This is a genomic window from Aeromonas sp. S9(2024) (genome assembly GCF_041403185.1).
GTDB lineage: Bacteria > Pseudomonadota > Gammaproteobacteria > Enterobacterales > Aeromonadaceae > Aeromonas > Aeromonas enteropelogenes.
On record NZ_JBGLRE010000006.1, the window covers coordinates 238,345 to 259,555 of the forward strand.

The 21,211-nt window shown below is 58.8% G+C and carries 23 protein-coding genes; 5 read left to right on the top strand and 18 right to left on the bottom strand.

The window, feature by feature from the left end:
* Positions 1 to 124: 124 nt before the first annotated feature.
* The 10 genes from pepB (ACB028_RS12335) to trmJ all read right to left on the bottom strand — a co-directional run bounded on the left by pepB (ACB028_RS12335) (position 125) and on the right by trmJ (position 8,969).
* Entirely contained in the window at positions 125 to 1,408 is a 1,284-nt protein-coding gene (gene pepB / locus ACB028_RS12335; RefSeq protein ID WP_371144407.1) for an aminopeptidase PepB, read from the bottom strand.
* The gene (gene pepB, locus ACB028_RS12340) at positions 1,405 to 2,709 is read right to left on the bottom strand and encodes an aminopeptidase PepB (protein ID WP_371144408.1); all 1,305 of its coding nucleotides are present in this window, start codon (positions 2,707 to 2,709) and stop codon (positions 1,405 to 1,407) included. The genes pepB (ACB028_RS12335) and pepB (ACB028_RS12340) overlap by 4 nt, the downstream gene beginning before the upstream one ends.
* A 160-nt stretch (positions 2,710 to 2,869) precedes the next feature.
* On the bottom strand, positions 2,870 to 3,208 hold the full coding sequence (gene fdx, locus ACB028_RS12345) for an ISC system 2Fe-2S type ferredoxin (RefSeq protein WP_005333808.1): 339 nt from the start codon (positions 3,206 to 3,208) through the stop codon (positions 2,870 to 2,872).
* A 1-nt stretch (position 3,209) separates the two neighbouring features.
* Positions 3,210 to 5,057, bottom strand: coding sequence for a Fe-S protein assembly chaperone HscA (gene hscA / locus ACB028_RS12350; protein ID WP_371144409.1), 1,848 nt, complete (start codon positions 5,055 to 5,057; stop codon positions 3,210 to 3,212).
* Positions 5,058 to 5,085: 28 nt separating this feature from the next.
* Positions 5,086 to 5,604, bottom strand: coding sequence for a co-chaperone HscB (gene hscB, locus ACB028_RS12355; protein ID WP_026457930.1), 519 nt, complete (start codon positions 5,602 to 5,604; stop codon positions 5,086 to 5,088).
* A gap of 9 nt (positions 5,605 to 5,613) precedes the next feature.
* A complete protein-coding gene (iscA, locus tag ACB028_RS12360) occupies positions 5,614 to 5,937 on the bottom strand; it encodes an iron-sulfur cluster assembly protein IscA (protein ID WP_371144410.1) in 324 nt (107 codons plus the stop codon).
* Between the two features lie 15 nt (positions 5,938 to 5,952).
* Positions 5,953 to 6,336 carry a Fe-S cluster assembly scaffold IscU gene (iscU, locus tag ACB028_RS12365; RefSeq protein ID WP_005299770.1) on the bottom strand — a complete coding sequence of 128 codons (384 nt, stop codon included), beginning with the start codon at positions 6,334 to 6,336 and terminating at the stop codon, positions 5,953 to 5,955.
* Positions 6,337 to 6,377: 41 nt separating this feature from the next.
* A complete protein-coding gene (locus ACB028_RS12370; protein WP_042025954.1) occupies positions 6,378 to 7,592 on the bottom strand; it encodes an IscS subfamily cysteine desulfurase in 1,215 nt (404 codons plus the stop codon).
* 53 nt (positions 7,593 to 7,645) lie between these two features.
* Positions 7,646 to 8,149, bottom strand: a complete 504-nt coding sequence (iscR, locus tag ACB028_RS12375; RefSeq protein WP_026457689.1) for a Fe-S cluster assembly transcriptional regulator IscR — start codon at positions 8,147 to 8,149, stop codon at positions 7,646 to 7,648.
* 91 nt (positions 8,150 to 8,240) lie between these two features.
* Positions 8,241 to 8,969, bottom strand: coding sequence for a tRNA (cytosine(32)/uridine(32)-2'-O)-methyltransferase TrmJ (trmJ, locus tag ACB028_RS12380; RefSeq protein WP_371144411.1), 729 nt, complete (start codon positions 8,967 to 8,969; stop codon positions 8,241 to 8,243).
* A 186-nt stretch (positions 8,970 to 9,155) separates the two neighbouring features.
* On the opposite strand from trmJ, the gene ACB028_RS12385 reads away from it, so the two are divergent.
* A complete protein-coding gene (locus ACB028_RS12385; protein WP_026457687.1) occupies positions 9,156 to 9,572 on the top strand; it encodes a hypothetical protein in 417 nt (138 codons plus the stop codon).
* Here the strand turns inward: ACB028_RS12385 and ACB028_RS12390 are convergent.
* A complete protein-coding gene (locus ACB028_RS12390) occupies positions 9,525 to 10,058 on the bottom strand; it encodes an SCP2 domain-containing protein (protein ID WP_042025951.1) in 534 nt (177 codons plus the stop codon). The genes ACB028_RS12385 and ACB028_RS12390 overlap by 48 nt on opposite strands.
* 189 nt (positions 10,059 to 10,247) lie before the next feature.
* On the opposite strand from ACB028_RS12390, the gene ACB028_RS12395 reads away from it, so the two are divergent.
* The gene (locus ACB028_RS12395; protein ID WP_225632787.1) at positions 10,248 to 11,243 is read left to right on the top strand and encodes a peptidase U32 family protein; all 996 of its coding nucleotides are present in this window, start codon (positions 10,248 to 10,250) and stop codon (positions 11,241 to 11,243) included.
* Positions 11,244 to 11,303: 60 nt separating this feature from the next.
* Positions 11,304 to 12,176 carry a U32 family peptidase gene (locus tag ACB028_RS12400; protein ID WP_371144412.1) on the top strand — a complete coding sequence of 291 codons (873 nt, stop codon included), beginning with the start codon at positions 11,304 to 11,306 and terminating at the stop codon, positions 12,174 to 12,176.
* A 64-nt stretch (positions 12,177 to 12,240) separates the two neighbouring features.
* Here the strand turns inward: ACB028_RS12400 and nlpI are convergent, their stop codons facing one another.
* The 7 genes from nlpI to queA all read right to left on the bottom strand — a co-directional run bounded on the left by nlpI (position 12,241) and on the right by queA (position 19,277).
* A complete protein-coding gene (gene nlpI / locus ACB028_RS12405) occupies positions 12,241 to 13,185 on the bottom strand; it encodes a lipoprotein NlpI (protein WP_324606633.1) in 945 nt (314 codons plus the stop codon).
* A 93-nt stretch (positions 13,186 to 13,278) separates the two neighbouring features.
* Positions 13,279 to 13,647 carry a rhodanese-like domain-containing protein gene (locus ACB028_RS12410; protein ID WP_061475435.1) on the bottom strand — a complete coding sequence of 123 codons (369 nt, stop codon included), beginning with the start codon at positions 13,645 to 13,647 and terminating at the stop codon, positions 13,279 to 13,281.
* An 86-nt stretch (positions 13,648 to 13,733) separates the two neighbouring features.
* The gene (secF, locus tag ACB028_RS12415; RefSeq protein ID WP_061475436.1) at positions 13,734 to 14,681 is read right to left on the bottom strand and encodes a protein translocase subunit SecF; all 948 of its coding nucleotides are present in this window, start codon (positions 14,679 to 14,681) and stop codon (positions 13,734 to 13,736) included.
* Positions 14,682 to 14,690: 9 nt separating this feature from the next.
* The gene (gene secD / locus ACB028_RS12420) at positions 14,691 to 16,544 is read right to left on the bottom strand and encodes a protein translocase subunit SecD (RefSeq protein ID WP_371144413.1); all 1,854 of its coding nucleotides are present in this window, start codon (positions 16,542 to 16,544) and stop codon (positions 14,691 to 14,693) included.
* A gap of 18 nt (positions 16,545 to 16,562) precedes the next feature.
* Entirely contained in the window at positions 16,563 to 16,898 is a 336-nt protein-coding gene (gene yajC / locus ACB028_RS12425; protein WP_026456614.1) for a preprotein translocase subunit YajC, read from the bottom strand.
* A gap of 55 nt (positions 16,899 to 16,953) precedes the next feature.
* The gene (gene tgt, locus ACB028_RS12430; protein ID WP_026456613.1) at positions 16,954 to 18,090 is read right to left on the bottom strand and encodes a tRNA guanosine(34) transglycosylase Tgt; all 1,137 of its coding nucleotides are present in this window, start codon (positions 18,088 to 18,090) and stop codon (positions 16,954 to 16,956) included.
* Between the two features lie 119 nt (positions 18,091 to 18,209).
* A complete protein-coding gene (gene queA, locus ACB028_RS12435) occupies positions 18,210 to 19,277 on the bottom strand; it encodes a tRNA preQ1(34) S-adenosylmethionine ribosyltransferase-isomerase QueA (RefSeq protein WP_371144414.1) in 1,068 nt (355 codons plus the stop codon).
* A gap of 211 nt (positions 19,278 to 19,488) precedes the next feature.
* Here queA and ACB028_RS12440 point away from each other — a divergent pair, with 211 nt between their 5' ends.
* Together ACB028_RS12440 and ahpC are read left to right on the top strand one after the other, a co-directional pair.
* A complete protein-coding gene (locus ACB028_RS12440) occupies positions 19,489 to 19,935 on the top strand; it encodes a CBS domain-containing protein (RefSeq protein ID WP_042024955.1) in 447 nt (148 codons plus the stop codon).
* Between the two features lie 660 nt (positions 19,936 to 20,595).
* Positions 20,596 to 21,162 carry an alkyl hydroperoxide reductase subunit C gene (gene ahpC / locus ACB028_RS12445; protein ID WP_026456610.1) on the top strand — a complete coding sequence of 189 codons (567 nt, stop codon included), beginning with the start codon at positions 20,596 to 20,598 and terminating at the stop codon, positions 21,160 to 21,162.
* Positions 21,163 to 21,211 lie beyond the last annotated feature (49 nt).

Genomic DNA, 21,211 nt, shown 5'->3' on the forward strand with positions numbered 1-21,211 from the left:
TTGGCCGAGCCAGGCCAGAAAATATGTGCGCTTGTGCACGATAATCCTATGAAGCGCTTAAAAAGCCATCTTTTGCTCATTATTCCAGCACCATGAAAAAGGGCGCCCAAGGCGCCCTTTTCGTTTAGCCAGCCTCTGCCAGCAAGGTGTGCGCTATGGTGCGCATCCCCAGGGTATTGGCCCCCGGCGCCCAGAGGGCGTCGCCGTTGTCGCTGAAGCAGGCGGCCAGATCGATATGAAGCCAGCCAGTCCCCTCGTTGGCCACAAAACGGGAGAGGAAACCCGCCGCGTTGGAGGCGCCACCCGGCCCGCCTCCCTTGACCGGACGACTGTTGGCCGTATCGGCGTAATGAGACGGACACTGCTGGCGATGCCAGGGCTCGAGCGGCAGCGGCCAAGCCGGCTCCTGCTCTGCCTCTGCATAGGCCATGGCCCGGCTCACCAACGACTTGTCCAGACCAAACAGGGCGTTATAACGCCCACCCAGCGCCATCACGGCGGCGCCGGTCAGGGTGGCCGCATCAATGATGAGCGGGGCACCGGACTCGCTCGCGAGCTGCAGGCCATCGGCCAGCACCAGCCGCCCTTCGGCATCGGTATTGACGATTTCCACCGTGGTACCGTTCTTGTAGGTGAGGATATCCCCCAGCTTGTAGGCATGACCCGACACCAGGTTTTCGGCGCAGCAGAGGATCAGCTTCACCCGCTTGTCGAGTCCACGCAGCATGGCCAGCGCCAGGGCACCGGTGACGATGGCCGCTCCGCCCATGTCGCACTTCATGGTGAGCATCCCCTCGGAGCTCTTCATGGAGTAGCCACCGGAGTCGAAGGTGATCCCCTTGCCCACCAGGGCCGCCGCCACCGGCGCCTTGGGATCCCGACTCGGGTTGAAGTCGAGTTCGAGCAACACGGGTTCGCGCTCGCTGCCACGACCCACCTGATAGAGGCCGACCCAGCCCGCCTGCTGCAAGGCGGCCCCCTTGAGGATCCGGTGGCTCACCTTGTCCGGCGCCAGCTCGGTGATGAAGGCCGCTGCCTCCACCGCCAGTTCCAGTGGCCCCAGCTGCTCGGGGGTAGCATTGGTCATCTCGCGCACCCAGCGACCACACAGCCAGCGCGCCTCCAGTTCCTCCCTGTCCTCTTCCGACGACATGGCCCACTGCAGTTGCACCTCGGCCTTGGGGGTCTGCAAGCCCTGGGCAAAGGCCCACTGCTGTTCACGTTCCCAGTGACCGGCCAGGGTCACTTTCTGGATCCCCTGCTGGCAGAGGCGGCGCGCCGCCTGCTGGATATCAAGCAGGGGGCTTGTGCTCACCAGGTGGATCACCATGCCATCGGCACGGTGGGAGAGCAGTGCCCCCTCCCCCCATTCGGCCGGGGCAAAGTCACGGCATAACCAGACGTTCATACACTCACCTCCTGCAACCAGCGGGCGATGGTGCGCAGACCATGTCCCTTGGCACCGGTTGCCCAGAGATCGTTGCCCGCTTTTTGATAGGAAGCGGCCAGATCCAGGTGCACCCAGCCCTTGCCTTCGTCACGCACGAAGCGCGACAAAAATGCCGCCGCCGTGGTGGCGCCGGCCGTTCCTTCCGCCGAGGCGACATTGCCCAGATCGGCAAACGCCGAGGTGAGTTGGCCTGCATGCCAGGACTCCAGCGGCAGCGGCCAGGCCTTCTCGTTTTCGGCTTTGGCGGCGGCCAGCGCACGCAGCTGCTCGGCCTCGTCCAGGGCAAACACGGCGTTGTAATCACGGCCCAGCGCCATCTTGGCGGCGCCGGTCAGGGTCGCGGCATCGAGAATGTGAGCGGCGCCGCTCTCACTGGCGGCCAGCAACCCGTCGGCCAGCACCAGGCGGCCTTCCGCATCTGTGTTCTGGATCTCGACCGAAACACCGTTGCGGTAAGTAAGGATGTCACCGAGCTTGAAGGCGTGGCCGGAAACCAGGTTCTCGGCGCAGCAGAGGATGAGCTTGACCCGCTTGTCGAGCCCCCGGCTGATGGCCAGTGCCAGCGCCCCTGTGACCATGGCGGCGCCGCCCATGTCGGATTTCATCGGCAACATGTTGTCGGAAGACTTCATGGAGTAGCCGCCGGAATCAAAGGTGATCCCCTTGCCCACCAGGGCCGCTGCCACTGGGGCATCGTCACGACCGGTCGGGTTATAGTCGAGCTCGAGCAGCACGGGTTCCCGCTCGCTGCCACGCCCCACCGACCAGATCCCGATATGGCCCGACTCTTTCAATGCCTCGCCAGCGGTGAGACGCGCGGTCACCTTGTCCCCAGCCAGGCCGCGAATGAGCAGCAGCGCCGACTCCGCAAGGCTCATGGGATAGATCTCCTCCGGGCAGCCATTGGTGACGTCACGCACCCAGCGGGTCGCCCTCTGCAGGGCCTCCAGCTCGCGAGCCTCTTCTGCTGGTTGCTCACCAAAGTCGAGCTCCCGCTCCCCCTTGGCGGCGTAGAAACCCTGGGCAAACGCGTAACGACGTTCCAGATCCCAGCCACCGCCAGCCAGTGTGATGCGCTTGATCCCGGTCGATTCAAGGCGGCGGGCGGCACGTTGAATAGCACGCAGCACCTCGTTTTCCTGGCACACAGGATCGAGATGGATCAACGCACCATCACCGTTGAAACTGAGCAGGGCACCTTCGCCCCAGTGAGCGGCCGCAGCCTGGGTGGACAACCCTACCTTCATCATGTCAGCCATCTTTTCTTGCTTCCTTCTTCACTGGCACTGTTTTATTGGCGCTTGTCATGGCCAAAGGGAAATCACGAATACAAAAAAGGCCGTGCCCTCACGGGTCACGGCCTTCACCATATCACTGATGCACCACAGGTTGCTGCATGTGCAATTCACTCATGTCCGATTAATGACGTTCAGAGGCGAGGTTCAGGGTGTACTTGGGCAGCTCCACCACCAGATCCTCGTCCGCCAGCTTGGCCTGGCAACTGAGACGGGATTCCGGCTCCAGTCCCCACGCCTTGTCCAGCATGTCGTCTTCCAGCTCGTCACTCGGCTCGAGGGAGTCAAAACCTTCCCGCACCACGCAGTGGCAAGTGGTACAGGCACAGGATTTCTCGCAGGCGTGCTCGATCTCGATGCCGTTGCGCAGCGCCACGTCCAGGATGGTCTCGCCGCTTTGCCCCTCAAGGGCAGCGCCATCCGGACAGAGCACGGGGTGAGGAAGAATGATCAGTTTTGGCATATTACACCTTGTTGACGTTTTGTCCGGTCAGCACCTTGCGGATGGAGGCATCCATCCGGCGGGCTGCAAATTCGCCACTGGCAGCATCCGCCGCCTCAATGGCCTCTTTGATTTGATTGGTGGAGCCCGACTGGCGCATGGCCAGCAGATGGGCGATTGCCCCGTCGATCTCGGCACGCTCGTCCGCGTTCAGCAACGCCTCACCATCGGCAGCCAGGGCAGCATTGAGGCTCTCGACCACGCGATCTGCCTCAACCTGCTGCTCGGCCAGCATACGGGCCTCCATGTCCTGCTGGGCGTTCTCGATGGAGGCGCTCAGCATGGAGAGAATGTCCTCTTCCGCCAGCCCGTAGGAGGGCTTGACCTGGATCTCGGCCTGCACACCGGAGGATTTCTCCATGGCGCTGACCGAGAGCAGGCCATCCGCATCCACCTGGAAGGTGACGCGAATGTGGGCGGCCCCCGCCGCCATCGGCGGAATACCGGTCAGGGTGAAGCGGGCCAGGGAGCGGCAATCGGCAACCAGCTCGCGCTCCCCTTGCACCACGTGAATTGCCATCGCGGTCTGACCATCCTTGAAGGTGGTGAACTCCTGGGCGCGGGCCACCGGAATGGTGGTATTGCGCGGGATCACCTTCTCGGCAAGGCCGCCCATGGTCTCAAGACCGAGAGATAGCGGGATGACGTCCAGCAGCAGCATCTCGGCATCCGGCTTGTTGCCCACCAGGATATCGGCCTGGATGGCGGCACCGATGGCCACCACCTTGTCAGGATCGATGCTGGTCAGCGGGGTGCGCTCGAAGAACTCGCCCACCAGTTCGCGCACCAGCGGAACCCGGGTGGACCCCCCCACCATCACCACCTCCAGCACTTCCACCTGCTCGAGCCCCGCATCGCGCAGCGCGCGGCGGCAGGCCAGCAGGGTCCGTTTGACCAGCGAAGTGATGAGCGCGTCAAACTGGCTGCGCGTCACCTCCCCCTGCCAGCCGGCAAAAGAGCAAGGCACGGCATCAGCATCGGTCAGACCGTGCTTGACGGCAGCGGCCACATCCAGCAGTTCCCGCTGCAAACGGGCATCCAGCTCGCCGGACAAACCAGCCTGCCCCTTGATCCAGTCGGCCAGCAGGTGGTCGAAGTCATCGCCGCCGAGGGCGGAGTCACCACCGGTGGCCATCACTTCAAACACGCCGCGGTGCAGGCGCAGGATGGAGATATCGAAAGTACCGCCCCCGAGATCGTAAACGGCGATCACCCCTTCCTGACCGGAGTCGAGGCCGTAGGCAATAGCTGCCGCAGTCGGTTCGTTGAGCAAGCGCAACACGTGCAGACCGGCCAGTCTGGCCGCATCCTTGGTGCCCTGGCGCTGGGCATCGTCGAAATAGGCGGGCACTGTGATCACCACCCCATCCAGATCGCCGCCCAGGGTCTGGGCGCCGCGCTCAGCCAGTTTTTTCAGGATCTCGGCTGACACCTGCACCGGATTGACCAACCCCTGACGGGTCTGCAACTGGGGCATGCCGTTGTCGGCAGCCACAAATTCATAAGGCTGCTGGCGGGTGTCGATGTCAGCCAGCGCCTTACCCATCATCCGCTTGACCGAGACGATGGTGTTGTGAGGATCGAGGGCCGCTTCGCGCTTGGCGTCGAAACCAACCCGGATCCCGTCGGCCTGATAGTGCACGACGGACGGGAGCAGATCGCGACCTTGCTCGTCACTGAGGGTATCGGCGTGGCCGCTGCGCACGGCGGCGACCAGCGAGTTGGTGGTACCAAGGTCGATGCCGACGGCACGCTTGTGCTGATGAGGAACGGCGCTCTGGCCGGGCTCGGCGATTTGCAGTAATGCCATGGGTAATCAAACTTCCAGCGTTAAGGGATCAAGACTCGAGCAGCGAGTCTTCGAATCGTTCCAGCTCCTCAAGGAGCTTGTCGACAAACTTGAGTTTGCGAACGCAATCTGCTGCCGCGAGATCCTCGCCATCGGCGAGCATGCGGGTCAGCTGCTGCATCAGCAGCTGGTGATCATGCCTGATCTCGTGACGAAAATCCTTGATGGCGCGCTCAGGGTCGGCCTCGCCTTTCAGATCGGCCAGGCGCTCGCGCCACTCCAGCTGTTGCATCAGAAAGGCCGTGTCTTGCAGGGTTTGCTGTTCACCGCGAATATCGGTGCCACGCAGGGAGAGCAGATATTCTGCACGGCGCAGAGGCGCCTTGAGGGTCGTGAAGGCATCGTTGATCTGGGCGGCACGCTGCACCGCAGCCAACTGCTCCCGCTCGGGAGCAGTGGCAAAACGATCGGGGTGAAACTGGGTTTGCAGCTGACGATAGGTGTCTGCCAACTGGCGGGTATCGAGCTCGAAGCCTTCAACCAGCCCAAACAGCTCGAAATGGTTCATGCCAACCTCTTAGACACTGAAGCTTTCGCCACAACCACACTCGCCCTTGACGTTGGGGTTGTTGAACTTGAAGCCTTCGTTAAGGCCTTCCTGGACGAAATCCAGCTCGGTGCCATCCAGATGGCTCAAGCTCTTGGCATCGACAATAATCTTGACGCCATGCTGCTCGAATACCTGATCTTCATCAGCCAGTTCATCGACGAACTCGAGCACGTAGGCAAGGCCAGAGCAGCCTGTGGTCTTGACGCCGAGGCGCAGGCCAATGCCCTTGCCCCGGTTTGCCAAGAAAGAAGAAACCCGTGCCGCTGCGGCATCTGTCATGGTAATAGCCATACTGCTCTCCGGCGCTTAAAGACCTTTCTTCTGCTTGTAATCGGCGATGGCGGCCTTGATGGCGTCCTCGGCCAGGATGGAGCAGTGGATCTTCACCGGCGGCAGGGCCAGCTCTTCCGCGATGTCGGTATTCTTGATGCCGGCCGCTTCGTCCAGAGTCTTGCCCTTGACCCATTCGGTCACCAGGGAGCTGGAAGCAATGGCGGAGCCACAACCGTAGGTCTTGAACTTGGCATCTTCGATGATGCCATCGTCACTGATCTTCAACTGCAGTTTCATCACGTCACCACAGGCTGGCGCACCGACCATGCCGGTAGCGATGCTGGGATCGTTCTTGTCGAAGCCACCTACGTTGCGGGGATTTTCGTAGTGGTCGATTACTTTTTCACTGTAAGCCATATCTCACTCCTGCTAATTCTGTTGTTCACCGATCATCGAGATCAGTGATGAGCCCATTCGACCGTGTTCAGATCGACGCCGTCCTTGTACATCTCCCACAGGGGAGACATCTCACGCAGGCGACCGATGGAGTCACGAATAAGCTTGACCGCGTAGTCGATCTCTTCTTCTGTGGTGAAGCGACCGATGCTGAAGCGGATGGAGCTGTGAGCCAGCTCGTCGTTCAGACCCAGGGCACGCAGCACATAGGAGGGCTCCAGGCTGGCGGAAGTACAGGCAGAACCGGAAGAGACCGCCAGATCTTTCAACGCCATGATGAGGGATTCCCCTTCCACATAGGCAAAGCTGACGTTGAGGTTGCCGGAAACACGCTGCTCGAGGTCACCATTCAGGTAGACGGCTTCAATGTCCTTGAGGCCATCCCACAGGCGCTGACGCAGTGCCATCACACGCTGACCTTCGCTGGCCATCTCTTCCTTGGCGATACGGAAGGCTTCACCCATGCCGACAATCTGGTGAGTTGCCAGGGTGCCAGAACGCATGCCGCGCTCGTGACCACCACCGTGCATCTGGGCTTCGATACGCACACGCGGCTTGCGTCGCACGTACAGAGCACCGATCCCTTTCGGGCCATAGATCTTGTGAGCGGAGAGAGAAAGCAGATCGATCTTCATCGCTTCGACGTCGATCTCGACCTTGCCCACGCTCTGGGCGGCATCTACATGCAGCAGGATCTTGCGTGAGCGGCACAGCTCACCCAGCCCCTTGATGTCCTGGATGACACCAATCTCGTTGTTCACGTGCATCATGCTGACCAGAATAGTGTCGTCGCGCATGGCATTTTCGATCATCTCGAGGGTGAACAGACCGTTCGGCATCGGCTCGAGGTAGGTCACTTCGAACCCTTCGCGCTCCAGCTGGCGACAGGTGTCCAGCACCGCCTTGTGCTCGGTCTTGGAGGTGATAATGTGCTTGCCCTTGCTGGCATAGAAGTGAGCGACGCCCTTGATGGCCAGGTTGTCAGACTCAGTCGCACCGGAAGTGAAGACTATTTCGCGCGGGTCGGCACCGATCAGCTCAGCCACTTGATTACGAGCCAGATCTACCGCTTCTTCAGCCTGCCAGCCAAAACGGTGAGAACGGGAAGCCGGATTGCCAAACAGGCCATCCATGGTCAGACACTGCATCATTTTTTCTGCGACACGCGGGTCCACCGGACAGGTTGCCGAATAATCAAGGTAAATAGGCAATTTCATGTTTTTCTCCGTCACAGTTCGGGTCATACATCGCCCCGCTGTGGAAAGCACGTTTATAGTTGGACTTTCAAGCTCACATCGCCGCGTTCCGCCCGTTCAACAAGGGACAACGCAGTTTTCATCTGTTCATCTTGCTTGCCGGCAATCCGGCGCACATCGGCCTGGCAAACCAGTTCGGCCAGGGTGATATCCCCAAGGAAACTGGAGATCCGCTCGCTCAAGTCCCGCCACAGGGAGTGAGTCAGGCACTGGGTGCCACCGTGGCAGCCACCCTTGCCCAGGCATTTGGTCGCGTCGACCGACTCGTCAACCGCGGTGATCACCTGGCCAACCGAGATCTCGTCTGGCGCCAGACCGAGGCGATAGCCGCCCCCCGGGCCACGCACGCTGCTCACCAGGCCATGCTTGCGCAGGCGGGCAAACAGTTGCTCGAGATAGGACAAGGAGATGCCCTGGCGCTCGGAAATATCGGCAAGGGGAACGGGCCCCTGCTCAGCATGCAGCGCCACGTCGAGCATGGCGGTTACAGCGTAACGTCCTTTTGAAGTCAGTCTCATGTGCCTTACCGTCTTGCGAAGCAATTAATGGGCACATGGTCACATACCCGACCAAATCAGTCAAGTATATGGTTGAGTAAATTAGTCGGGATTAATCGATGACGCCCGATTTCTGGACCGAGGTCAAAATTCCCCGCAGGATATTGAGTTCCACCGCTTCCGGTCGGGCCCGATTGAAGAGACGACGCAACTTGCTCATCACGTGCCCCGGGTGATCTTCGGTGATAAAACCGGTCTTGAGCAAGGTCTGCTCCAGATGCAGGTAGAAACCTTCGAGCTGGGCCGCACTCGGGTAATCTTGCACATCGTTAGTTTCAGCGACTTGTTCCTGCGACTGCAGCCAGTGCATACGCACCTCATAGCAGAGGGTCTGCACCGCCATGGCCAGGTTGAGGGAGCTGTACTCAGGGTTGGCCGGAATCGCCACATGGTAGTGACACTTTTGCAACTCATCGTTGGTCAGGCCGGTGCGTTCACGGCCAAATACCAGCGCCACCCGATGCCTGGCCCCTTCCGCCACGGTTTTTTCACCCGCCTCGCGAGGATCCAGCATGGGCCAACTCAGGGTGCGAGAACGGGCACTGGTACCGATGACCAGACCACAATCGGCGATGGCTTCATCCAGGGTAGAGACGACTCGGGCATTGGCGAGTATATCGCTGGCACCGGCCGCCAATGCATTGGCATTGCCATCCGGCAAGGCTTGCGGATCAACCAGCACCATCTGGGTCAAACCCATGGTCTTCATGGCGCGTGCCGCAGAGCCCATGTTGCCGGTATGAGAGGTGTTTACCAAAACAATACGAATCTGATCCAACATGCCCAGTCAATCTTCGGTGAAAAATGGCGCGCAATTATAACATAAGAAAGCGCTATTTTGGCACCGTTAAAGGAACGCCATTTCAGCACTAACGCGACAGTTTGTATAACAAACCAGCATGAGGCAAACGTGAGAGATGACTAAACTTGAAGGATAAGCGATTAACAGCACAGGAGTGCCGCAGCCATGCTTCCCCCATATATCTATGAGAGACTGCCCAGCCTCTATTTGCTGATGGCCATTGTCATGATCACCTTGAGCGAGCAGCCTCTGCTGTGGTTTGCAGGTTGCCTGCTGTTTATCGTCGGGGCGATCACCTGGATGATGCGCTCCAGCTATCGCCGTACCGATCTCATCATCTTTCCAGACAAACGCTGGTTGCAACCGGAGTGGCTCTACGAGGCACAACCCTTTATCTGGCTGGCCTTGGGGCTGCTGATATCGCAGCAACCCGCCCCCTTTGCCTCGCTTGCATTGCTCCCCTGTCTGTGGGCATGCCGTTGTCTTTGGGCCCGGCACCGCTACCGTCATCACGTCTGCGGGGCGACAGCCCACTTAAGACGGGATCCCGCCCGGCGTCGCCTGCATCGCAGTCTGAACTGACCCGTTGCGGGCACGCTCGATAAAGGTCGCCAAGTCCATCAAGGGATACTTCATCAGACTCGGCAGACCATCGAGATCCAGACTATCCATCAGGTTTTTCACTTCCAGACCCAATTCCGTATCACCTTCAATTTTCAGCTTGCGCTGGAAGAAGAGCGAATCCGGGTCTTCCTTGCGTCCGGCGATCAGGATGAGGTCATTGGTAGTGCCGCTGAAGCAGACATCCACTTTTTCGCAGTCGCGCGCCACAACCAGTTGACCCTTCTGCTCGCTGATGAACCAGCACAGCTCGAGATCGGATACTTCCACCTTAAGCCACTTGCCAGCCAGAAATTCGAAGTCGCCATCCTCAATGGCCTCCTTGAATACCCGTGCCAACAGGCTCTCCATTACCTGCTTTTGCAGATTGAAGGGCACCAGTTTGAGGGGATGACGCAAGAAACGGGGGGCCTGCTCTACCAGACCAAGATGCAATTTTTGAAACACGATGGACTCCCTTTTTTGCGCATTCAACCATATGCCTCCCCATCAGATCCTGTGGGAAATCAAACTTCTGCCGAGTTACCTCTAGAAGGGTAAAGCCACCGAAAACTGCCTCAGGTCAAAAAGCAGCGCCATGCCGATGAATACAATCAGGGCCTATTTGCCCTTCATATGCACCCTCGGAGCGTACTAATGGAATTACTCTGTCCGGCAGGCAGCTTGCCGGCACTGAAAACCGCCGTTGATAACGGGGCTGATGCCGTTTATATCGGCTTCAAGGACGACACCAATGCCCGCCACTTTGCCGGTCTGAACTTCACCGACAGCAAACTTGAGAAGGCGGTTGATTATGTGCACCAGCATGGTAGGAAACTGCATATCGCCATCAATACCTTCGCCCACCCGGGGGCTGATGCCAGGTGGAAACAGGCGGTGGATCGCGGCGTGGCGCTTGGCGCCGATGCCCTGATCATCGCCGATCTGGCGGTGCTTGATTATGCCAGCCGTCGCTACCCGGAGATGGAGCTGCATGTCTCGGTACAGGCCAGCGCCACCAATGCCGCTGCCATCCGCTTCTATCAACAACAGTTCAATGCCAAACGGGTCGTTCTGCCCCGGGTGCTATCCATGCATCAGGTCAAGCAGCTGGCCCGCGAGACCGACGTCGGCCTTGAAGTCTTTGCCTTCGGCAGCCTCTGCATCATGGCCGAAGGGCGTTGCTACCTCTCTTCCTACATGACGGGGGAGAGTCCCAACACGGTCGGCGCCTGCTCACCGGCCAAGTTTGTACGTTGGGAAGAGACGCCAAACGGCCTCGAATCCCGCCTCAACGAGGTATTGATCGACCGCTACGGTCCGGGTGAAAACGCCGGCTATCCGACCCTGTGCAAAGGGCGATTCGAGGTGGACGGCCAGACTTACCACGCCCTGGAGGAGCCGACCAGCCTCAACACCCTCGGCCTCTTGCCCGAGCTCTTCAAGACCGGGATCCAGTCGGTCAAGATTGAGGGACGCCAGCGCAGCCCCGCCTATGTAGAGCAGGTGACCCGGGTCTGGCGCGCCGCCATTGATGCCTACCAGGCCAATCCCGATGTCTACCAGGTCAAGAGCGAATGGGATGCCCAGCTCGCCCGCGTCTCCGAGGGAAGCCAGACCACGCTCGGTGCCTATCACCGCCAGTGGCAATAAGGAGTCCCCTATGTCCTTCTCTTTCCTGCTCTTCTCTTGCGGCTACAAGGAGCTCAACTCATGCAATTCTCTCTAGGGCCCCTGCTCTTCTACTGGCCCAAGGCCGACACAGAGGCGTTCTATCAGGCAGCGGCCAGGAGCGACGCCGATATCATCTATCTGGGAGAAACCGTCTGCAGCAAGCGTCGCGAACTCAAGGTGGATGACTGGATCGCCCTGGCCCACCAGGTGGCGGATTCCGGCAAACAGGTGGTGCTCTCCACGCTGGCACTCATTTCGGCCCCTTCCGAGCTCAAAGAGGTCAAGCGGCTGGTCGACAATGGCAATCTTATGGTCGAGGCCAACGATCTCGGCACTGTCCAACTTGCCCGGGAAGCGCGCCTGCCATTTGTATGCGGTCCGGCCATCAACGCCTACAACGCAGATGTGCTCGGCATGCTGCTCAAACAGGGGATGAAACGCTGGGTGATGCCGGTAGAGCTGTCGCGCGACTGGCTGGTGCAACTCAACCAGGATCTGGGCGCTATGCGCCAGCAGTTTGAAGTAGAGGTGTTTGCCTATGGTCATCTGCCACTGGCCTACTCGGCCCGCTGCTTCACCGCCCGCTCCCTCGACAAACCCAAGGACAACTGCGAGCTCGCCTGCATTCACTACCCGACCGGTCGTCTGGCCAACAGTCGCGAGGGGCAGCGGGTGTTCAATCTCAACGGGATCCAGACCCAGTCCGGTTACTGCTACAACCTGGGCAACGATCTGGCGAGCATGACGGATCTGGTGGATGTGGTCAGGCTCTCTCCCCAGGGCATGGATACCCTGGACATTCTGGCCCGCTTCAAGGCCAACCAGCAGGGAGAGGCCCCCCTGCCCCTGCAGCAGGATCGTGACTGCAACGGGTACTGGCGCCAGATCCCCGGCATGAGTCTGGTGGAATAACGCCGGCTCTCGCCCAGCAAAAAGGCCTCATTGCGAGGCCTTTTTTACAGCTGATGACACCAGATCAGGATGGTTGATCGCTCTTGCTGCGAGCACTCTGGGCTCCTGGCGGCAAGGGTTTGCGCGCCATCAGCTCCAGCTCGAGCAGGGCATAGCGGTGTTCGATGAAGTCATAGACGTTGTTGGAGAGCGCCAGCTTGAAGTAGCTGATGGCCTCCTTGCGATTGCCCTTGCCCAATTCTAATTTGCCCAGATAGAAGTAGGTCTCGCACAGGCGCTCGGCGAGTTCGCGATTGTCCTTCACCCCTTTGACCACGTTGGCCATCAGTTTGCTGGCATTGATCTCGCCGGTATAGAGGCGAACCAGATCCCAGTTCCAGGCATCGTCGTCATATTTGTTCAGGCGTTCGCGCATCCGGCTCATGGCGGCAGCGGGATCGAGCTTCTGCTCGGCCAGATAGAGCCAGATCACCCGATAGGGATCTTCCGGCTGCGCCTCATAGAAGCGCTTCATGTCGGCGGCGGAGAGATCGGGGCGGTTGCCGTAATAGAGCGCGATGCCGCGGTTGAGGTAGGCATAATCATAATCGGGAGCCAGTTCGAGGGCGGAATCAAATGCCTCGTAGGCTTCGTCATAGTTCTGCTGCTGCACCAGATAGACACCGATGAAGTTGTAGGCTTCGGCAAAATCCGGTTTCTCCCGCAGGGCACGGTTGAAATCCAGGCGCGCGAGGGAGCGCAGCCCCACCCGATCGAAAACGACGGCACGCTCATAGAAGAGTTCTGCTCGCTGCTCCGTGGTCAGCTCCATTTCGCTCAGCATCTGCCCGAGGCGCGCCAGTGCCAGCTCGCTCTGGTAGGAGACCTGCAGAGGGGTCGCCAAAACCAGTGACGCGGGCTGCGGCTTGGGCTCTTTCGGGGTGTTGATCTGACTGCTACTGCTGCAACCCCACATAGGAAGCAACAACAGGATACCAAGGAGGCATCCAATCCCTTTCCTGACGTTCAATGAACACTCCGACGCTGACGCTTCTTGACCTCGCATATGGTAAAGGGCAACAACCACTTTGTCATGTGGCTGAGCCCCTCTCCATCAAATAAATCAGGATTCGACAGGGTATCCGGCATCCTTCCATCCCCGAAAACCGCCATCGACACTGACAACCCGACTGTACCCCATCTGGCGCAAATTATCGGCCGCCAGGATCGAACGAAATCCGCCCCCGCAATAGAGGTAGAGTTCGGTCGCCGGATCCGGGTAACGAGTCTCGATATCGCGCTCTATCACCCCTCGCCCCAGATAGACGGCCCCCGGCAAATGGCCGTTGGCCCATTCGCTCTCCTCGCGCACATCGACCAGGATGAAGGTACGTCCCTCCTCCTGCCAACGCCGGATCTGGTGAACGTCTGTCTCCTCGACCCGGGCGCGTATCCCTTCAACCAGCGCCAGAAAACGGGGATTGTGTTGCATGGCAAACTCCTGTGACTTGAATCATCTGCGTCAGCATACGACAGGCAGACAAAAGAAAAGAGCGCCAGCGGCGCTCTTTTTCACGGTTACGGCAGGATCTCCTGTTGATCCGCGCCCTCTTTCTCTACCTGGGTTGGCAGCATGTGCTCGCGCTTGACGCCGAGGAACATGGCAAACGCACTCGCCACATAGATGGAAGAGTAGGTACCGAACGCCACACCGATCACCATGGCCACGGCAAAACCGTGGATCAGCGCGCCGCCCTTGAGCAACAGCGCCAGCACCACCACGAAGGTGAGGCCGGAGGTGATGATGGTACGGCTCAGGGTCTCGGTCATGGAGAGATCCAGGATGTACTCGGTATCCCCCTTGCGCACCTTGCGAAAGTTCTCCCGCAGGCGGTCGAACACGACGATGGTATCGTTCAGGGAGTAACCCACGAGCGTCATCAGGGCTGCCAGCACGGTCAGGTCAAACTCGTACTGGAAGTAGGCAAAGACGCCGAGGGTGATCACCACGTCATGCACCAGGGAGAGAATACCCCCCATGGCCAGACGCCATTCGAAACGTACCGCCACATAGGCAAGGATACAGAGGATGGAGGCCAGCATCGCCAGCGCACCGTCCGTCGCCAACTCGTCACCCACCGAAGGACCGACAAACTCGACGCGCTTGAGCACGGCATCCTTGTCGATCAGCTTGGCGGCGGCCAGCACCTCGTTGCCCTGCTGCTCGACCTTGACCCCCTCTTGCGGGGTCAGGCGGAACAGCACGTCACGGCTGGAGCCGAAGTGTTGCAGGGTTGCCCCTTCAATTTTCTGCTCGGCTAGGACGTCGTGGATCTTCTCCAGGCTCACCGACTGCTGGAACCCCACCTCGATGGTGGTACCACCGGTGAAGTCCAGACCCCAGTTCAACCCGCGATCAAACAGGAAGAACAAGGAGATCACCATCAGCAGGGAAGAGAACACCACACCCGGTTTGGCGAAACGCATAAAGGGGATGGGTTTTTCAAAATGTAGGATCTGAAACATGTCTCTTCCTCAGATGGGCAGCTTGTCGATACGCCGTCCACCCCATGCCAGGTTGATAATGGCGCGAGATACCGTGATGGCAGTAAACATGGAGGCAGTCAGACCGATGCCCAGCGTCAGGGCAAAGCCCTTGATGGGGCCAGTGCCGATACCGAACAGGATCACACAGGTGATGAGCGAGGTGACGTTGGAGTCGGCGATGGTCGAGAAAGCACGATCAAAGCCCAGGTGGATAGCCTGTTGAACCCCGCGCCCGTTGCGCAGCTCTTCCCGGATACGTTCGTAGATCAGCACGTTGGCATCCACCGCCATACCGAGCGTCAACACGATACCGGCGATACCAGGCAGGGTCATGGTGGCCCCCGGGATCATCGACATGATGCCGACGATCAGCACCAGGTTCATGCACAGCGCCAGGTTGGCAACCCAACCGAAGGCACGATAATAGATCCCCATGAACAGCACGATCACCAGCATGGCCCAGCCGATGGCTTCCATACCGCTGTCGATGTTCTGTTGACCCAGGCTCGGACCAATGGTGCGCTCTTCGACGATCTGGATAGGCGCGATCAGGGCACCGGCACGCAACAGCAGCGCCAGGTTATGGGCTTCGTTGGCGTTGTCGATCCCTGTGATGCGGAACTGGCTGCCAAGGCGCGACTGGATGGTGGCGACGTTGATCACCTCCTCCTGCTTGCGGAACTTGCGCTTGCCATCCGGACCGGGCTGACCCACCGGCTTGTACTCGATGAAGACGGTCGCCATGCCTTTACCGACGTTGTCCTTGGTAAAGTTGGCCATCTTGTTGCCACCCTGGCCATCAAGCTTGATGTTGACCTGGGGACGACTGTACTCATCGAAACCGGACTGGGCACCCACGATGTGATCACCGGTCAGGATGACTCGCTTGTGCAATACCACCGGGCGGCCATTGCGATCGGTATACACCTTGGAGCTCGGCGGGACACGACCGGCGGCAGCAGCCTGGATATCTGCTGTCTCGTCGACCATGTGGAATTCCAGGGTCGCAGTCGCCCCCAGGATCTCCTTGGCACGGGCAGTGTCCTGGATACCGGGCAGCTCCACCACGATGCGCTCGGCACCCTGCTGTTGCACCAGCGGCTCGGCCACACCCAGCTCGTTCACCCGGTTGCGGATGATGGTGATGTTCTGCTCAAGCGCGTACTTCTTCACCTCCTTGATCTTGGCTTCACTCAAGCCAGCCAGCAGGATGTACTCATCCCCTTTCTGCTGCGTGGTGAAGGTCAAATCAGGGTTCTGGCGACGCAGGTGGGAAACGGCACGCTCCTGATCCGCTTCATCGCGGAACACCACCTGTACCTGATCACCGACCCGGCGCACGCCGGAGTAGCGGATCTTCTGGGTACGCAGTTCGGTGCGAAAATCCTGCACCATCTGCTCTTGCTGCTTGGCCAGCGCCTCGGCCATGTCCACTTCCATCAGGAAGTGCACGCCACCGCGCAGATCAAGACCGAGTTTCAGTGGCGCCGCGCCGATAGCTTCGAGCCAGGCGGGAGTGGAAGGGGCCAGGTTGAGCGCGGTTATGAAACCATCGCCCAATTTATTGGCGACGATATCACGCGCCTTGAGCTGATCTTCGGTGTTCTTGAAACGTACCAGGATCAGCCCGTGCTCGAACGCCGCATGTTTGACCGGGATCTTGGCCGCCTCGAGCGTCTCTTTCACCAGGTCAAGAGTTTCCAGCTTGACTTCGGCACCACGGCTGGCAGAAACCTGCAAGGCCGGGTCTTCGCCGTAAAGATTGGGGGCTGCATATAGAAAACCGATGGCGATCACCACGATCACCATCAGGTATTTCCACAGCGGATAGCGATTTAACACGCTGTGCTCCTCGGGAGATTAAAGGGACTGGATAGAGCCCTTGGGCAGAACGGCAGAAACGAAGTCCTTCTTGATGGTGACTTGAGTCTGGTCGTTCAGGGCGATCACCAGGTAATCGCTGTCAGCTGCCACTTTGGCAATCTTGCCAACCAGGCCACCGGAAGTCAGCACTTCATCACCCTTGGAGAGAGAACTCATCAGGTTGCGATGATCCTTGGCGCGCTTGGCCTGGGGACGGTAGATCATGAAGTAGAAGATGAGACCAAATACGGCCAGCATGATGATCATTTCCATACCACCACCCTGTGCTGCCGGAGCTGCGCCTTCTGCATATGCCTTGGAGATAATGCTCATTTAACAACCTCTTATTGATGTAGATTCACAAAGATAACGAGCTGATACGCTGTTGTTATTTCACGTCATTTTCAGCGAGTGGAGGCACAGGCTTCCCTTGCCGACGGTAAAACTCTGTTACAAAGTCGTCTAATTTACCCTGCTCGATCGCGTCCCGCAAACCCTGCATGACACGCTGGTAATAACGCAGGTTATGGATGGTATTCAGACGGGCGCCGAGGATCTCGTTGCACTTGTCCAGATGGTGCAGATAGCTGCGGCTGTAGTTTTTGCAGGTGTAGCAATCGCAATCGGCATCCAGGGTGCTGGTGTCGTCACGGTGCTTGGCGTTGCGGATCTTGACCACCCCATCGGTAGTGAACAGATGGCCGTTGCGGGCGTTGCGGGTCGGCATCACGCAGTCGAACATGTCGATACCGCGGCGCACCCCTTCCACCAAATCTTCCGGCTTGCCTACCCCCATCAGGTAGCGCGGCTTGTCGGCCGGGATTTTCGGGCAGACGTGCTCGAGGATGCGGTGCATGTCCTCTTTGGGTTCACCCACTGCCAGGCCGCCGACTGCATAACCGTCGAAGCCGATCTCCAGCAAGCCATCCAGCGACACATCCCGCAGCGGCTCGTAAACGGAGCCCTGGATGATGCCGAACAGGGCGTTTTTGTTGCCGAGGGCATCGAACTTGTCACGGGAGCGTTTGGCCCAGCGCAGGGACATCTCCATGGACTTGCGCGCCTCTTCATAAGTGGCCGGATACGGGGTGCACTCGTCGAAGATCATCACGATATCGGAGCCCAGATCGTACTGGATCTCCATGGATTTCTCGGGGTCGAGGAAGATCTTCTCGCCATTGATGGGGTGACGGAAATGCACGCCCGCCTCGGTGATCTTGCGAATATCCCCCAGGCTGAATACCTGAAAACCACCGGAGTCGGTCAGGATCGGTCCCTGCCAGTTCATGAAGTCGTGCAGATCGCCGTGGGCGCGCATCACTTCCTGACCCGGACGCAGCCAGAGGTGGAAGGTGTTACCCAGCAGGATCTGGGCACCGGTCTCGGCTACCTCTTCCGGGGTCATCCCCTTGACGGTGCCATAGGTACCGACCGGCATGAAGGCCGGAGTCTGTACGGTACCGCGTTCGAATACCAGCTGACCGCGACGGGCGCGGCCGTCAGTGGTTTTCAATTCAAATTTCATTGCTACCTCGGTTTCAGTCAGAGAAACAGTCTGACAATGGAAGGCCCTCATGGGTCCGATTTTTTGGGGCCGCCCACGATTATCACAGAGTGCTCGTGAACAGCGCCTGAAGGACGAAGTTAAGCCTGCGCCCGGCGACGGGTGACGAACATGGCGTCCCCGTAGCTGAAGAAACGGTACTGCTCGGCCACCGCAGCCTGATAGGCAGCCATCACGTTGTCATACCCGGCAAAGGCGCTGACCAGCATGATCAGGGTCGACTCCGGTAGATGGAAGTTGGTGACCATGGCATCCACCACCTGGAACTCGTAACCCGGGAAGATGAAAATGTCGGTGTCGCTGAAAAACGGCGCCAGCGGCTTACCCTGGGCCAGGGTGACCTTGGCGGCACTCTCCAGAGAACGCACCGAGGTGGTACCCACCGCAATGACGCGACCGCCACGGGCTCGGGTTGCCGCGATAGCATCCACCACCTCCTGCGGCACCTCGGCATATTCAGAGTGCATGTGGTGATCTTCAATCTTGTCCACCCGCACCGGCTGGAAGGTCCCCGCCCCCACGTGCAGGGTGACGAAAGCCGTTTCCACCCCCTTGGCGCGGATCTTCTCGAGCAGAGGCTCATCGAAGTGCAGACCGGCAGTTGGGGCCGCCACCGCGCCCGGTTTGGCGTTGTAGACGGTCTGGTAACGCTCCTTGTCAGCATCTTCATCGGGACGATCTATATAAGGTGGCAGCGGCATGTGACCGATGGCCTCCAGGATCTCCAGCACTGGGCGCGCATCGAGGAAGTGGATCTCGAACAGGGCATCGTGACGGGCCCGCATCTCGGCGTCAACCTTCTCGCCATCTGGGCCGCCATCCAGGATAAGGCGGGTACCGGGCTTGGGCGACTTGGAAGAACGGACGTGCGCCAGTACGCTGTGCTCGTCCAGAATGCGTTCGACCAGCACTTCCAGCTTGCCGCCGCTGGCCTTCTGGCCAAACATGCGCGCCGGAATGACGCGAGTGTTGTTGAATACCAGCAGATCACCGGGGTTGAGCTGGTCCAGCACATCGACAAATTGACCATGGCGCAGCGCACCAGTCTGACCGTCAAGCTGCAACAGGCGGCTGGCGGTACGCTCTGCCATCGGGTAGCGGGCAATCAGCTCGTCTGGCAGATCAAAATGAAAATCGGATACTTGCATCTTTCACCTCGGGGGAATCGGCGGCTAGTCTAGTTATCCCCCTCTTGCAAGGCAACCCAAAAGACCAAAAACCCAAGAGAGACAAGGGATAGCGGCCATTTTTGTGACAGACAATGGGTTAATGATTCTTTAATGATCTGTATTGACCCTGATCATGTCTTGCCCGCTGGGGGTGGGCTAGGGTGAAAGCAGGTACATAAGGAGGCCCACCATGATGACCCTAGCCGAAATCATGACAGAACAGCCCTTCACCCTGGGTCCGGAGAACAGCGTCAAACAGGCGATGGATCTGATGCAGCAGGAGCGGATCCGTCATATCCCCATCGTCGATGAGCATCATCATCTGCTGGGCCTGGTCACCCTCACCGACATTCTGGCGACTCGCGAGTCCAAACTGCTGCTCATCAGTCCGGAGCGGGAGGCCGAATTCACCGATAGTGTCCAGCTCGACGAGATCATGACCCGTCAGGTGGCAAGCGTGGATCCCCACGCCGGCATCAAGGAGGCGGCCCTCTATTTGCAACGCCACAAATATGGCTGCTTGCCGGTACTCAAGGGGCGCAAACTGGTGGGCATAGTGACTGAGTCTGACTTTATCGCGGTGGCCATTAACCTGCTTGAGTTGATGGAAGAGCAGGATCCCCCTACCGATTTCTGACCACCTATTTGTAATTAAATTACAATAAAAGCGTTTTTAGGCGATAAAACAGCCTGTAAAAATGAAAGCCTTTCATTTTGAATGAAAACTTACACCAAAAACTTGCTTTGTGATCTTCATCACACTATTATCTCCCCCATGCAATAATTGCCGAGGGGGAGACGAGGGATTGTGCACCCACCTTCTTCCTCTCATTTGTCTGCAAGTTTGCACACCCCGTAGTTAGTCTTTGCTGTAAAGCATTTGTTTATATAGCCATTCCTTGTTTGATGACCCGGCCCTGTCTCACGATAGCGCCGGGATTTTTTTATCCGCGTTTTACCCCTCCCCTTCACCTGGCACACTCGCGCCGCCCGTTCGCTCACCCCCGATACCCCTCTGTGCCACGGCTTGGCCGGCACTCTCCCCTCTCCCCCTTGAAAAGCCGAGGTCGCGCACAGATGTTGAATCTCGACAAGGAGTTATCTCTGCATGCTGGCGATATTCATGTTAGGTACAGCAGAGGTGGATTATCTAATAAGTCGATTTAAGTGATTCAAAATTGCGGCTTTTATCGATTAGCGAAAGACCCTAAGATGAATCCATCGAAAGTTAAACGCCTTGTCCGGCTCGACTTATCAACACCAGACAGGCATATGTACATCACCAAGGAGCCAATACATGTCTACCTACATCAACACTGAAATCAAGCCGTTCAACGCCACTGCCTACCACAATGGCAAATTCGTTCAGGTGTCTGACGCTGACCTGAAAGGCAAGTGGTCCGTTGTCTTCTTCTACCCGGCTGATTTCACCTTCGTCTGCCCGACCGAACTGGGCGACCTGGCTGACAACTACGCCGAATTCCAGAAGCTGGGCGTCGAGATCTACTCCGTCTCTACCGACACCCACTTCACCCACAAAGCCTGGCACGACACTTCTGACACCATCCAGAAGATCCAGTACCCGATGATCGGCGACCCGACCGGCACCATCACCCGCAACTTCGGCGTGATGATCGAAGAAGCAGGCCTGGCTGACCGCGGCACCTTCGTTATCGACCCGCAGGGCATCATCCAGATCGTTGAAATCAACGCCGGCGGTATCGGCCGTGACGCTCTGGAGCTGCTGCGCAAAGTCAAAGCTGCCCAGTACGTTGCCGCTCACCCGGGTGAAGTATGCCCGGCCAAATGGAAAGAAGGCGAAGCCACTCTGGCCCCGTCCCTGGATCTGGTAGGCAAAATCTAAGCCTCCCCACTCCAAAGACCGGCCCGATTCAGGGCCGGTCTGCTTTCTG